Genomic DNA, 14266 nt, shown 5'->3' on the forward strand with positions numbered 1-14266 from the left:
GCATTGACGAACCTTTCTCTTAGGTTTAGTATTGCAAGTGACCGGCGATAAGCGCTGGCGATGAGGGGAGGAACTGATTGATGCCAAGCCACAATTGTGCCGCGCGTTGCCAACTCAACCGTGTTTCGATGACCGCGCTGGGCCTGGCGCTGATGGCTGGGGTCGCTGCCCCCGCCGCCGCGCAGGATACAGGGGAGCAGGAGTCTCGGGGGCCGCAGATTGCCGATATCGTCGTGACCGCGCAGCGGCGCGATTCCACGGTGCAGGATACATCCGCCGCGATCTCGGCGTTCAGCGCAGAATCGATCGAAACCGCTCGGATCCTGAGCTTCGAAGACCTCGCCGGGCAGGCGACATCGCTGAGCTTCACCGCGCTCTCGCCGATCGACCAGGAATTCAACATTCGTGGCATCACCAACACGCGTCTCGACAGCCCGTCGGCTGACCAGTCGATCGGTATCTTCGTCGATGACGTCTATGTCGGCCGCTCGGGCCTGTTCAATTTCGATATGTACGATATCGAGCGGGTCGAGGTGGTGCGCGGGCCGCAGGGCGTGCTGCTGGGCCGCAATGTCGTCGGCGGTGCGATCAGCATCTACAGCGCCAGGCCGCAGGCCGACACCGGGGGCAGCCTGGCCGTGTCCTATGGCAATTATAACGAGAAACTGGCGCGCGGGCACATTACCGGCACGATCAGCGGGCCTTTGACCGGGCGTCTGAGCTTCCAGTATCGCAACCGCGACGGCTTCAACCAGGATCTGCTGCACGATGTCGATCTGGACGATGTCGACAGCATCCAGTTTCGCGGCCAGTTGATGGTCGAACCCGACGACAGCGATTTCACCGCGCGGCTGGTGTTCGATTACACCAAGGACAATTCCAACGGCTTCCATTCGGTCGCCATCGACGGGCCAGCGGCGGGCTCCGGCCCGTGGAGCGCGGCGCGCGCTGCCATCGGCACGATCCGGGGGCGTCCGCTGGGCTTGCGTGAAGGCCTGCCCGAATGGCCGCGCTACAAGGGCGACACCGCCGATACGCCGCAGCAGCTCAACCGCGAAGCCTGGGGCCTGTCGCTGCGCATGGACCAGGGGCTGGGGGGCGTCGGCACGCTGTCGTCGATCACCGGCTATCGCAAGGGCAGTGCGTTCAACGTCTATGACCAGACCGGCATCGGACCGGACAACGGCTTTGGCGTGATATCGCCGACGCTGTTCACCTTCCCGGTCAACGAGGACGAGGATATCAAGCAGTTCAGCCAGGAACTGCGCGTGGTGTCCGAAGAGCAGTCCGATCGCGGGTTCGACTGGATTTTCGGGGCCTATTACCAGAAGGACAAGGTCAACAAGTTCGACCGTTTCTGGGCAGAGGTGCCGTTGACGGTGCTCACCACGCTGTCGGGCGAAAGCCACTGGGATAACCGGGCCACCAACGAGAGCTACGCGTTCTTCGGTCAGCTGGGCTATCGCTTTTCGCCGCAGCTTCGGATCGTGGCCGGCATCCGGTATTCCAAGGACCGCAAGTCGGGCACCGTCACCGGGATCGCGGTTGAAGGTGGCGACAAGTTCAACCCCAATGATCAGGTCGCGCTGACTCCGCTGGCAGGCACCTTCCGCGAGGGGCAGAGCTTCACCGCGCGCTATTCGGACAGCTGGAGCGAGATCACGCCGCAGGCGACGATCGAGTTCAAGCCCAATGACGACATGCTGTTCTATGGCACGTTCTCGACCGGCTACAAGGGCGGCGGTTTCGAGGACGATCCGGCCAACGCCGCTGCAGCGGTATCGAGCTACGATCCCGAAACGGTGACCAGCATCGAGATCGGCGGAAAGGTCGATCTGTTCGATCGAAGGTTGAGGCTCAATGTCGCGGTGTTCGACATGAAGTACAAGAACCTGCAGGTCACGCAGACCTCTGCGGCGTGCCTGTGCAACATCACCGACAACGCAGCTGACGCGAAAATCCAGGGGGTCGAGGCCGAAGCGACGGTCGCCGTGGCGACAGGGCTGACGCTTTCGGGCGGGATGACGCTGCTCGACACGAAGTACATCGCGTTCATCGATTCTCTCGGCAACAACAATTCGGGCAACTTCCTGCAGCGCACGCCCAAGGCGCAGTGGAATGTCGCAGCCGATTTTGTCACCGACATCGGCGATTGGTCGGATGCACTGCGCTTCAACGTCAATTACAGCCACCAGGCACGGCTGTTCTGGGCGCCGGACAACCTTCAGCGCGAAGGCGGCTATGGCCAGCTTGGCAGCCGGGTCTCGTTCACCCCGGGCAATGGCAACATCACCTTCTCGCTGTGGGGCCGCAACCTGACCAACACCCTGTACCGCACCAACATCATCGCGTTCTTCGGTGACGAGGTCAGCCGCCTGGGCGCCCCGCGCCAGTACGGCGCGGAGGTTTCGGTCAAGTTCTGAACCAGCCTGGCCGGGCAACAGAAAGGGGCAGCCGGAGCGATCCGGCTGCCCCTTTTTCGTGGTGGAAACGTGAAGGTCAGAAGCGGCTGTAACTCAGATCCCCCGTGCCCTTTTCGCCGATATGCATGCGCGGGTCCTCGGGCTTGAACAGCCCCAGGCACCAGCCTTCAGCCATCGGCATGTCGCGGTTCCAGTCGAGCGTGATCTTGCGGTGCGCGATCCGCCATTCGCCATCGCGCTTCTCGAACCGGTCGACGATCCGCCCACCGGTGAGCGTATCCCATTTCTCGCCCTGCTTGGCAAAGCGCGCGAAGGTCAGCACATAGCATTCGGCATAAGCGAGCGTATCGCTCTCGAACTCGACATGCAGGTTGCACAGATAATGCCCCATCACGTCGCTCGCGCGCATCCGCTCCATGGCGCCATCGATATACGCGCGCGCCGGGCCCGAATAGCTCGATCCATGTTCCTCGATGCTGTCATCGAAATAGCAGCTGTGCAGCATCTCGGCATCGGCGCGGTCCACGCCGCGGGCATAGCGGGCGAGGCAATCGGCAATGTCCTGCTTGGCAAGCATCGTCTCGAGCGTGTTGGCGTATTTCATGTCAGCGCCTCCCATCGTGCAGCGCCTTGACCATCGAGCGCTTGAGCGTGTGCGGATCGCGCGCCAGGAACGCGCGGACCGATTCCGCATGCGGATCGGTATCGTGTTCATCGATGCGGCGTGATGCGGCCATCAGCCCCGCCTTGCCGATATCGCGCGGCGACGATTTGGCCTGCCAGGTGACATGCTCGGCCATGCGGGTGTCGACCGAACCGACGATCAGCGCGGCGACATGGGTGCCCTGCGGCTCCAGTTCGGCGCGCAGGCAGTCGCTTGCGGCGCGCGCGGCGAACTTGCTGGGGCTGTAGCCACCCATATTGGGCACCGCGCAGATGCCGCCCGCCGACAGCACGTTGACGATGGCCCCGCCGCCATTGGCCTTGAGGATCGGCGCGAACGCGCGGACCATCGCCAGCATGCCCAGATAATTGGTCTCGATCTCGTCGCGCGCGGAACTGATATCGGGCGCTTCGAGCAACGTCACGCGGTGGAACGCGCCGGCGTTGTTGACCAGCAGGTTGACATCGGTGCAGCGCTCTGCGGCTGCTGCGACCTCGTCATGCTTCGTGACATCAAGCTGGATCGGCACGACGCGGGCATCGCTCGTCTGCGCAGCGGCGGCCTCAGCATCGGCCAGCTTGCGCGCGGCCAGATAGACGCGGGCTGCACCCTGCGCGAGCAGTTCCTCGACAAAGCCGAAGCCGATACCGCGATTGGAACCGGTGACGATGGCGGTGCATCCGTCGATCTTCATGCCGCTGCCTCCGCTGTGCTGCGCTCGCGCGCCCAGGCGCCGTAGAGAATGTCGTCGGGCTTCTTCGCGCCGCGCACCGCCTTGCCCATGTCGGGGATGATCATGCCGCGACCCCAGGTCTCGTTGATTTCCATTTCGTGGTTCCATTCCCATGCCAGGCGGCGATGCGCGATCTTCCACGCGCCCTCGCGCCGTTCGAACCGGTCGACGCAGCGCGCCATGGTGAGGCTGTCGAACGATCCGCTGTCCGCCTGACGGCGCGAAAAGGTGAGGAAATAGCATTCGGTCACGGCCAGATCGTCCTCGACGAACTCGACCGAAATGTTGGTGCAGATGTGCGACATCAGCGGCGCGGTGGGCAGGATCTTGGCCATCAGCGCGACATAGTCCGCCGCTGGCCCGACATAGACTCCGCCATGATCCTCGATCGCATCCGGATGGTAAGCGGCGTGGATCAGATCGACATCGGCGCGGTCTGCCCCGCGCGCATAGCCGATCAAGATGTCCTCTATTTCCTGCCTGTCGAGCAGTTGTTCCACGGTCAGTCGCATCCTCATCCTCCGGTTTCTGGGTGTTCCATGCTGGCGTAGAGGTCGGCAAAGGCCGCCTCTGCACCGGTAAATTCGCGGGCATCGTCCATCGCGGCGATGGCGGCGATGTTGGCCTCGACCCAGCCACTGCCGTTATCGGGTGCTGTCGCGCCGCGCCCTTCGATCGTGCGGGCGCGGCGATAGCGGCGTCCGCCTGCGAGAAAGATCTGCCCGTTGAGGGTGCACGCTGCGCTGGCCAGATAGGCCGCCATCCCCGCTGCACGTTCAGGCGCAAGCCGGGGGTCGTCGGCCACGCCGTCCTGCGCGGTCATCGGCGTTGCGGCATAGGGGCAGAGCACGTTGACGCGCACCTGTGTCCGCTTCAATTCATCGGCCAGCGTCAGCGCCATGGCGTTGAGCGCACCCTTGGATGCTGCATAGGGGATGCGCCCGCGCACGCCGTGCAGCCCGGCAGATGAGGAAACGAACAGCATCCGTCCGGAAGGGCTGGCCAGCAGATGGGGCAGGGCTGCCTGCGCCAGCGCGGCCTGGGCGAGGAAATTGGTGTTCAGCACATCGTGCAGCGCGGACAGGTCCATCTCGGGCAGCTTGGCAGCGGGCCCCATGATGCCCGCATTGAACACCACCGCGTCGATCCGCCCAAAGGCATCGAGCGCTGCCTGCGCTAGCGCTTCGGCCGCGCCCGGGGCCGCGACATCCTGATGGTTGGCGACCGCCACCCCGCCACCGGCGCAAATCGCCTCGGCAATGGCTTTTGCGCTGTCGGGCTGGTCATTGCGCAGGCGGTTGTTGACCAGCACCGCTGCTCCGTCACTGGCGAGCGCGTGCGCAAATGCCGCGCCTAGGCCCTTGCCTGCACCCGTGACGATGACCGCGCGTTCGACGCTGGAAACCATGGCCTGTTCTCTCCCGATCGGGAAAGGCTAGCCAGTTTGGTATGATAATGAAAGCGTTAAATTGGCCCGCTGCTCGCAGACGATCAGGCCGGAATGGCTTGATTTTCCGTGCCCGTCTCGTCGGCCATCTCGACAATGCGGAAGTCCACCTGATGCGCCTCGATCGGTTCGCGGCAATGCGAGCACACCACCTGCGGCTCGAGCCGATGGCCGCAGTCGCGGTGGGTCAGCAGCACCGGCGGACCTGCGGGCGAGCAGTAATATTTGTCGCCCCACATCATCAGCATCAGCAGCGCGGGGTAATAATCCACCCCCTTGCGGCGCAGGCGATATTCGAAGCGCGGCGGGCTTTCGACATATTGCTGCTGGCGGATCACCCCGATCGAGGTCAGCCATGCCAGCCGCTCGGCCAGGATGTTGGTGGCGATCGCGGTGTCGCGGCGGATGTCGTCGAAGCGGTTGATGTTGGTGAAGATCGACCGCATGATCAGGCTGGCCCAGCGGTCGCCGATGATGCGCGCGGCTTCATCGAACAGCGATGTCGCATCCTGCGTCGTCTCGCGCTGCTGGCGGCGGCGCGAATAGACCGGCTCCATCATGCCGACACCGGGGCCGGCCTCCCATTCGACCTGGGTCGCATCGATCGTCGCGTTGCACGCGCGGCACGCCGGTTCGGGTTCGAACGTGTGGCCGCAAGTCTGGTGGGTCAGTTCGACCTTGATCTTGTTGCGGCCTAGGCCCCAGCGCTGTTCCCAGCGCAGCAACATCAGCGAGGTCCAGTAGAGGTCACGCCCCTTTTGCGTGAGCACATATTCGTGGCGGTTGCCGCCATCGCTGCTCGGGCATTTCTCGATCATGCCGTTGGCGATCAGCCGCTTGAGCCGGTCGCTGAGCAGCGCCTTCAACAGCCCGGTGCGCTTGCGCAGGGCATCGAAGCGGCGCGTGCCCAGCCAGATCGCCTCGATCACCAGCACCGTGGGGGCATCACCCACCACTTCCAAAGCGCGCCAGATCGAGCAGGTACGGATTAATTGCGGTTCAACAGTCACGGGCGTGACAATAAGCGCGCCGGAGCGTTCCGTCGAGCCTTTCGCTCCGGCGCGCTCACCTTCAAGGCGCTGGCGCGTGGAATTCTTCCTTGATCCCCATCTCGCGCAGCAGCTCGGCGCGGTCGTAATATTCGCGCCAGACCTTCACATGATCGCCCTCGACTTCCAGGATACCCACCACCGGCACCTTGCCCTTGTGGCCGTTGTAGGTGAACTCGTCGGTGCGCTCGATCACCACGACATCGCCGATGCGGCCGATATTGTGGATGTGCAGCGTGATGCTTTCGATGCCCGCGCCCAGTGCATTGATCCGTTCGGCGATCGCCGGGCGGCCGTTGACCGGTTCGATCATCATCGAATGCAGCACGCCGTCTTCGGAAAACAGGTCGCCCACCATCTTCCAGTCGCGGCGGTTCCAGGCGTCGATCATCTTCTCGACGACGGCAATCTTGGGGTCGGTCATTGCGCTCTCCTTGGCTGCGGAACTGGCTGCCACGTCATCCTTCGCCCAGGCCGTGCCGGGCATCGCCGCGCCTGCGGTCAACGACAGGGCGGCAAGCGCCCATGCGGCGGTACGGAATTGGGTCATGGCATCCTCCTTGTTGATTGTGATGCGACCGGTGCACCCGGCCTGCTGCATCGGTGTACCGCAAACAGACTTGCGTAACCAGACCATTCTGCTATCCGATCATCATAGGACTGAAAAACCCAGAGGATGAGGCCATGGCCATGAGGATCGAACGGTTGCCTGCGATCCGTTCCACGTTGCAGCCCAGCAATCACCCCTATCTCACCGGGCCCTGGACCCCGCAGTACGAGGAGGTGAATGCTTTCGATCTCGAAGTCATCGAAGGCGCGATCCCCGAGGATCTGGACGGCATCTACCTGCGCAACACCGAAAATCAGGTGCACCAGCCGCTGGGCCGTTACCATCCGTTCGACGGCGACGGCATGATCCACCAGATCGATTTCCGCCGTGGCACCGCGCATTATCGCAATCGCTTCGTCCGCTCGCGCTGCTTCCAGGCGGAGCAGGAGGCGGGCGGATCGCTGTGGGGCGGGCTGCAGGACAGGCCCAGCCTTTCGCGCCGTCCGGGCTTCGGCGCGCATGGCAGCCTGAAGGACAGCGCCTCCACCGACATCATCGTGCATGCCGGCCAGGCGATCGCCACCTTCTATCAGTGCGGCGAGGGCTATGTGCTCGACCCCGAAACGCTCGAATCCATGGGCCCTGCGCCTTGGGTGCCGATCGACGGCATCTCTGCGCACCCCAAGGTCGACGAGCGCACCGGCGAGCTGCTGTTCTTCAACTATTCGAAGCACGCGCCGTTCATGCATTACGGCGTGGTCGATGCCGAAGGACGGTTGACCACCTATGCGCCGGTGCCGTTGCCCGGTCCGCGTCTGCCGCACGACATGGCGTTCAGCGAGAACTGGGCGATTCTCAACGATTTCCCGGTGTTCTGGGACGAGCAGCTGCTCGAGAAGAATATCCATGCGGTGCGGATGCACGATCTGCCCTCGCGCTTTGCGCTGGTGAACCGCAACGATCCGTCCGACATCCGCTGGTTCGATGCCGCGCCCACCTATGTGCTGCACTGGCTGAACGCCTGGGAAGAAGGCGAAGAGGTGGTCCTCGACGGCTATTTCCAGAACAATCCCACGCCCGATCCGCTCGAGCATGAGGGCGGGCACGGCGCGATGATGGCGCATATCGACGAGAACAGCTTCAAGCCCACGCTTCACCGCTGGCGGTTCAACCTGCGCACCGGCGAGACGCGCGAGCAGTCGCTGGGCGATCAGCTGGTCGAGTTCGGCATGATCAACCAGCGTTATCTGGCGCAGCCCTATCGCTATGCCTATTCGACCACCACCCGGCCCGGCTGGTTCCTGTTCAACGGCTTCGTCAAGCACGACCTGCACACAGGCGAATCGACCACGATCACCCTGCAAGAGGGGCGGTACGCCTCGGAAGCGCCGTTCGCGCCGCGCGTCGGGGCGCAGGACGAGGACGATGGCTATCTGGTGAGCTTCGTTATTGACGAGAACCAGGGCACGTCGGAATGCATCATCATCGACTGCAAGCGCTTCGCCGACGGCCCCGTCTGCCGCATCGCGCTGCCGCACAAGATCAGCAGCGGCACCCATTCGCACTGGGTTGAGCGCGATGTTCTGGAGCGCGACAAGGCGGCGCGCCGCGACCGGGCGATGGGAGTGGCGGCCTAAACCGCCCCGTCCATCGCTGCCAGCACAGCCTCGCGCAGATCTGCGCGCACCACCTTGTTCATCGCGTTGCGCGGCAGCGCGGGCAGCATCACCAGCCGTTCCGGGCGCTTGAACACCGCGACGCCGGCCGCTGCCAGATGCGCACCGATGCTCGCGATATCCGGCGGGTTCGTGCCGTCGTCCACCACCACGGCCACCGCAATCCGTTCGCCCAGATCCGCATCGGGAATGCCCACCACTGCGGCCTCTCGGACGTTCGGAAGGTTGACCAGCAGCTCGTCGATTTCCGCCGGTGAGATATTCACGCCGCCGCGCACGATGATCTCCTTCGATCGCCCGACGAAGCGGTAGAAGCGCGCGAGTGGTCCTGTCCCTGCGATCTCGAACAGGTCGCCGGTGCGAAACCAGTCGCCGTCGAAGGCGGCGGCGGTCAGCTCGGGCGAGCGCCAATAGCCGGACATGACGTTGCCGCCTGCAATGTGCATCTCGCCGGACTGGCCGGGCTCGGTGATCACCGAGCCGCTCGAAGGATCGACCAGCCGGGTGCGCATCACCCCCGAAACCGGGTTGGACCATTCGACACCCTCGGCACCGAAGCGGGGGAAATAATGCGCGCGCTCGGTGCGGTCGGGGACGTCGCCGGGCGAGGACATCAGCGCCATGCCCTCGTTCGATCCGAAAATGTTGCAGATCTCTATGCCGTGGTCGTTCGCCCAGCCCTCGATCAGCCAGGGGGTGAGCGGCGCCGAACCGCTGCCGATCGCGCGCAGCGATGACAGGTCCACCGAGGCGGCAATCTGTGGCTGCTTGAGCAACGCCGTCAGCACGGCGGGCGGCGCGATGGTATAGGTCACACGCTCGGCCTCGATCTGCTTGAGGAATACGCCGAGGTCGAACGGATGGTGCAGCACCAACGTGCCGCGCACCTCCAGCCAGGGCAGCACCAGCCCGCCGATCGAGGCGATGTTGACCAAGGGGAAGGGGTTCAGCAGCACGTCGCCTGCCACCATGCCGGTGCCCCAGACGATGACCTTGGCGTTGAGCACCCAATGGTTGTGATCGCGCGGCACGCCTTTGGGGCGTGCCTCGGTGCCCGACGTCCAGCAGATCGTCAGCACCTCGCCGCCATCGACGGGGTTCACCGCGCACCACTCGGCGACGGGCGCAGGGTCGGCGGTGGCGGCGAGCGCCTTCAGGTCAGTGCCGCACTCTGCCGGGCCTATCGTCAACACCTGCATTCCGGGGCGTGCCTCGGCCAGACCTGCCGCCATCGCAGCATGGTCATGGCCGTGGAAAGCGGGCACGGTGACGAAGGCGCGCGCATCGGTGAGCGACAGGATATGCGCTAGCTCATGCTCGCGATACTGCATCACCACCGGGCTGATGATCAGCCCAAGCCGGGCCGCAGCAAGGAACAGGATCACCGCATCGACCGTATTGGGCAGTTGCGCGCAGATCACATCGTCCCTGGCGAGCTCCAGCCCGATCAGCGCGGCGGCCATCGCATCAACACGTGCATCCAGTGCCGTCCAGCTCAGCTGTTCGGGTGCGCACCCATCAAGCGCCTCGCGGTTCATCGGATCGACGATTGCAATTGCTTCACCGCGTTCGGCCACAGCACGGCGCAGCATGGCATCGACGCTGATCCCCTCCCACCAGCCGCGCGCCATATGGTCCGCAATCCGCTCTGCCGAGGTCAGAAACATCGCGCTCTCCTGTCTTGTGCTTTACAGCTTTCATAAAGATACCTAAACCCTTCGCAAGCCAAAGCTGCGGCCCGGGGGCGATTAATCGCCCCCTCAAAAGAAACGGAACCGGGGAGGCGGGCGTGACCTGCAAAGTCATCCAATGGGCGACCGGCGCGATGGGGCGCACGGCGCTCCGCCGGATCATCGACGATCCGGCGCTCACCCTTGCAGGCGTCCATGTCTATTCGCCCAAAAAGGCGGGCAAGGATGCAGGCGAGATCGCGCGCCGTCCGCTGACCGGCGTGCTGGCGACCGCCGATCTGGCCCAGACGCTGGCGATCGACGCCGATGTCGTCATCCACACGCCGCGCATCACCTTGCCCTATGACGCGCTGGTCCCCGACGTCGAGGCGCTGCTGCGGTCGGGCAAGAACGTCATTTCCACCGCCGGTTTCCATTGGCCGGCGGCGCAAGGGCCGGACTATGCCGATCGGCTGCACCGCGCCGCGATCGAGGGTGGCGCGACGCTGGCGGGCGTCGGGGTGAGCCCCGGCATGATCGTCGAGCGGATCGCGCTTGCGGCTACTGCGATGTCGGTCGAGGTCGATCATATCCATGTCAGCGAGACCGTTGATGCCTCAGCGATGGCAAGCGCTGCGTTCGTGTTCGATCTGATGGGGCTGGGCAGCGACCCTGCGGTCCGCGATATTCGCACTGGGCCTTTGGCGGAGCTTTACCGCGCGCTGTTTTCCGAGGTGCTGGTCTTTGCTGCGTACCAAATGGGTACGCAAGTGGATCGGATTGAACCAGATCATCAGTTGACACTGGCACCTGCCGATATCGTGATCCCGGCAGGAGCGATTCCCCAGTGCACCGTGGCGGCGACCGAATGGCGCTGGACCGCGCATTACACCTGCGGCACGCGCTTTACCCTCGCGATCCTGTGGACCGCCGATCCCGCGCTGCACGAGGGCGGGCGCGGGCACTGGGATGTGCGCATTGAAGGACGACCCAACATCCACCTGACGATGGACATCGCCGAGGCCGATCCGAACGCGCCGCCTTCGCGCGCGCTCACCGATGCGACCGTGGCGGTGGCGATCAACGCCATTCCCGCCGTCATCGCTGCGCCGCCGGGGCTGTTCGCATTCCAGCCGCCCAGCGCGTGGAGGGCACCGGCATGAGCGAGGCGTATCTGCATGTCGCACTGCGCACCCCGCGTGGACGCGCGCGGCCCGATGGCGGTCTGGCGAGCGAGACGCCGCATGGCCTCGTCGCGCACCTCGTCGATGCAATGGAGGCGCGCGGGGTCGAGCCGCGTGGACGCGCCGAGCGGATGACCTTGGGCTGCGTGGGCCAGGTCGGCGCGCAGGGCGGGCATATCGCTCTGGTCAGCAAGCTGAAGGCCGAACTGCCCGATAGCGTAGCGGTGCACACGCTCAACAACTTCTGCGCCTCGGGACTGTCCGCCGTCGGTGCAGCAGCCGCGGCGGTCGCCTCGGGCCAGGCGCAATGGGCGCTCGGCGGCGGGGTGGAGATGCTGTCGAAGGTCGCGTTCATGGCCGACAAGGCGGACTATTATACCGCCGCCGACATGCCGCCCGCCCGGCGGTACATCCAGGTCGCGCTGGCGGCCGACATGCTCGCCGAAAAGGAGGGCATTACCCGCGCCGAGCTCGATGCAGTCGCGATGACCTCGCAGGCGCGCGCGGCGGCTGCGGAAGGCACGCCCGAACTGCTCGCCTCGCGGATCGCGGTGGCGGGGCTGGATCGCGAGGAAGCGGTGCGCCCGATGACGCTGGAGCGACTGCAGGCGCTGCCACCTGCATTTCCGGCGCTGGCCGAGGGTTATCGCGATATCCTGGGCGACCGGGTGATCGACCATCGTCACAGCGTCGCGCACGCCCCGCCGATGACCGATGGCGCGGGGCTCGCGCTGGTCGGACCGCGCGAAGGGGCGACCGCGCGCATCGTCGCGCATGTCGAGGTCGGCGGCGATCCGTGGGATTCGCTCACCGCAGGCTTCACCGCGATGGACCGGGCGCTCGCCAAAGCGGGGTTTGCGCTAGCGGATATGGACCGCATCGAGTTCATGGAAGCGTTCGCGGTCACCCATGCCAAGTTCCTGCGCGACCGTGCACCCGATCCGGACAAGGTCAATGTCAGCGGCGGGCATGTCGCCAAGGGGCATCCGATGGGCGCGACCGGTGCGATCCTGCTCTCGACGCTGATCGATGCGCTGACGGCATCGGGCGGTACTCTGGGCCTCGTGGTGGCGACCGGTGCGCAGGGCGTGGGCGTGGCGACAATCGTGGAGCGAATTTGAATGATGATCGACAGATTGCGCCTGCCGGTGGTGGCTGCGCCGATGTTTCTGGTGTCTGGGCCGGAGATGGTGATCGCGGCAGCACGCTCGGGCATCATCGGCTCGTTCCCCACGCCCAATTGCCGCACGGTCACCGATCTTGACGCCTGGATGACGCGGATCGCGGCGGAGGCGGCAGGGGCGCCCGGCCTATGGGCGGCGAACCTCGTCACGCACAGCAGCAACCAGCGGCTCGCCGATGATCTGGCGCTGATCGCGAAGCACAAGCCGCCGATCGTGATCACTGCCCTTGGCAGCCCGGCCCCGGCGATTGAGACGGTGCACGGCTATGGCGGCATCGTGCTCGCCGATGTCATCACCGTGGCCTTGGGTCGCAAGGCGGCGGCAGCGGGCGCGGATGGCCTGGTCTGCGTCTCGGCAGGGGCGGGCGGGCACACCGGCTTCCTCTCGCCCTTCGCCTTCATCACCGCGTTGCGCGCCGAGTTCGGCGGGATCATCTGCGTCGGCGGGGGAATTTCCGATGGCGCGGCGCTGGCGGGCGCGATCGCGGCGGGTGCGGACCTCGTCTATATGGGCACGCGGTTCCTCGCAGCGGAAGAAAGCATGGCGGTGCCGGGCTACAAGCAGATGGTGGTCGACAGCGGGCTCGAGGATCTCGTCGTCAGCCCCGCGATCACCGGCACGCCCGCATCCTGGCTGATCCCGTCACTCGTCGCGTGCGGCTATGATCCCAAGGACTTGGGTAAGCCCGCCACCCGCGATTACGGCGGCGATCCGCATGCCAAGTGGAAGGACCTCTGGGCGGCAGGGCAGGGTGTCGGCACGGTCCGGAGCATCGAACCCGTCGCCACAATCGTGGACGAGATCGAAGCCGGTTTCCGCGCCGCCGCCGAGCGACTGGGGCAGCGGGCCGGGACCCACTGACCCAAGGGCCAGGCTCAGCCACGTTTCGGCGGCAACGGAATGAAGCCCGAGGTGCGTGCGACATACTCCGCATAGCCCTCGCGCGTCTTCGCCAGTCGCCGCTCGACCGTCGGCGCGCCCGACCATTTCATCAGCGTCCAGGTGAGCAGCACCGGGCCGACGATGGCGGCAAGGCCGGTCGAGGTCTCGGCCGCGATCAGCCACAGCCCCCACCAGGTCGTGGCATCGCCGAAATAATTGGGGTGACGGGTATAGCGCCACAGGCCGCCGGTCATCAGTTTGCCCTGGTTTTCGGGCCTGGCCTTGAACGCCACCAGCTGCGCATCGCCGATCGTCTCGAACGCGATGCCGAACAAGGCTATACCCGCGCCGATCAGGCCCAGAGTGCCGAACGCGGGCTCGGCATCGATCTGCCCCAATTGAACGGGGAGGCAGACGACGAACAGCAACGGGGCCTGAGTCGCGAACACCAGCTGGCCCGAGGCGCGGGCGAAGCTCCAGCCCTTGTGCTGCTGTGCCTTGCCGAGCAGCGCCGAATAGCGCCGGTCGGGCCCATGGCTGCGCCAGCGCCACAGCATGAAGCTGCCCAGCCGTGCCGCCCACAGGCCGCAGATGCTGAGCAGCGCCAGCATCCGCGTCGGGTCGCCTTCGGCCTGCACATAGGTCGATGCCGCCATCACCAGCATGCCCCACGCCCAGAAGCTGTCCACCGGGGTCACGTCGCGCGTGCCTAGGCAGATCAGCCACAGCGCGACAAAGCACCCCACCAGCACAGCGGCGTTGATCGCCAGAATCGTCAGCATCCCGTTTTCTCCCGATTATCGT

13 protein-coding genes are annotated in these 14266 nt (G+C 65.2%); 5 read left to right on the top strand and 8 right to left on the bottom strand.

Annotated features, from left to right (window positions below):
* The first annotated feature begins 80 nt into the window (after positions 1 to 80).
* Positions 81 to 2423: a TonB-dependent receptor gene (locus D618_RS0103140; RefSeq protein WP_081590398.1), complete on the top strand. Its 2343-nt coding sequence runs from the start codon at positions 81 to 83 to the stop codon at positions 2421 to 2423.
* Positions 2424 to 2499: 76 nt separating this feature from the next.
* On the opposite strand, the gene D618_RS17500 is transcribed toward D618_RS0103140, so the two are convergent.
* From D618_RS17500 to D618_RS0103170, 6 genes are all read right to left on the bottom strand, one after another.
* Entirely contained in the window at positions 2500 to 3042 is a 543-nt protein-coding gene (locus D618_RS17500) for a nuclear transport factor 2 family protein (RefSeq protein ID WP_017670034.1), read from the bottom strand.
* Complete coding sequence (locus D618_RS0103150) at positions 3029 to 3781, bottom strand: SDR family oxidoreductase (RefSeq protein WP_017670035.1); 753 nt, start codon at positions 3779 to 3781, stop codon at positions 3029 to 3031. Before D618_RS0103150 ends, D618_RS17500 begins: the two co-directional genes overlap by 14 nt.
* Positions 3778 to 4332 carry a nuclear transport factor 2 family protein gene (locus tag D618_RS17505; protein ID WP_051041225.1) on the bottom strand — a complete coding sequence of 185 codons (555 nt, stop codon included), beginning with the start codon at positions 4330 to 4332 and terminating at the stop codon, positions 3778 to 3780. Before D618_RS17505 ends, D618_RS0103150 begins: the two co-directional genes overlap by 4 nt.
* 2 nt (positions 4333 to 4334) lie before the next feature.
* Positions 4335 to 5228 carry an SDR family oxidoreductase gene (locus D618_RS17510; protein ID WP_017670037.1) on the bottom strand — a complete coding sequence of 298 codons (894 nt, stop codon included), beginning with the start codon at positions 5226 to 5228 and terminating at the stop codon, positions 4335 to 4337.
* An 83-nt stretch (positions 5229 to 5311) separates the two neighbouring features.
* The gene (locus tag D618_RS0103165; protein WP_040370195.1) at positions 5312 to 6277 is read right to left on the bottom strand and encodes a helix-turn-helix domain-containing protein; all 966 of its coding nucleotides are present in this window, start codon (positions 6275 to 6277) and stop codon (positions 5312 to 5314) included.
* A gap of 61 nt (positions 6278 to 6338) precedes the next feature.
* Positions 6339 to 6866: a nuclear transport factor 2 family protein gene (locus D618_RS0103170; RefSeq protein ID WP_081590418.1), complete on the bottom strand. Its 528-nt coding sequence runs from the start codon at positions 6864 to 6866 to the stop codon at positions 6339 to 6341.
* Positions 6867 to 7000: 134 nt separating this feature from the next.
* On the opposite strand from D618_RS0103170, the gene D618_RS0103175 reads away from it, so the two are divergent.
* On the top strand, positions 7001 to 8503 hold the full coding sequence (locus D618_RS0103175) for a carotenoid oxygenase family protein (protein WP_238550576.1): 1503 nt from the start codon (positions 7001 to 7003) through the stop codon (positions 8501 to 8503).
* Here the strand turns inward: D618_RS0103175 and D618_RS0103180 are convergent.
* A complete protein-coding gene (locus D618_RS0103180; RefSeq protein ID WP_017670041.1) occupies positions 8500 to 10209 on the bottom strand; it encodes a class I adenylate-forming enzyme family protein in 1710 nt (569 codons plus the stop codon). The genes D618_RS0103175 and D618_RS0103180 overlap by 4 nt on opposite strands.
* 122 nt (positions 10210 to 10331) lie before the next feature.
* Between D618_RS0103180 and D618_RS0103185 the strand changes: the two genes are divergently transcribed.
* Genes D618_RS0103185 through D618_RS0103195 form a run of 3 tightly spaced genes read left to right on the top strand, consistent with a single transcriptional unit; the run spans position 10332 to position 13441 of the window.
* The gene (locus D618_RS0103185; RefSeq protein ID WP_017670042.1) at positions 10332 to 11375 is read left to right on the top strand and encodes a hypothetical protein; all 1044 of its coding nucleotides are present in this window, start codon (positions 10332 to 10334) and stop codon (positions 11373 to 11375) included.
* Positions 11372 to 12517, top strand: coding sequence for an acyl-CoA thiolase (locus tag D618_RS0103190; RefSeq protein WP_040370235.1), 1146 nt, complete (start codon positions 11372 to 11374; stop codon positions 12515 to 12517). Before D618_RS0103185 ends, D618_RS0103190 begins: the two co-directional genes overlap by 4 nt.
* Positions 12518 to 13441: a nitronate monooxygenase gene (locus D618_RS0103195; RefSeq protein WP_017670044.1), complete on the top strand. Its 924-nt coding sequence runs from the start codon at positions 12518 to 12520 to the stop codon at positions 13439 to 13441.
* 14 nt (positions 13442 to 13455) lie between these two features.
* On the opposite strand, the gene D618_RS0103200 is transcribed toward D618_RS0103195, so the two are convergent.
* Entirely contained in the window at positions 13456 to 14244 is a 789-nt protein-coding gene (locus D618_RS0103200) for a DUF1295 domain-containing protein (RefSeq protein ID WP_017670045.1), read from the bottom strand.
* Positions 14245 to 14266: the final 22 nt, after the last annotated feature.

This window comes from Blastomonas sp. AAP53, from assembly GCF_000331245.1.
Taxonomy (GTDB): domain Bacteria; phylum Pseudomonadota; class Alphaproteobacteria; order Sphingomonadales; family Sphingomonadaceae; genus Blastomonas.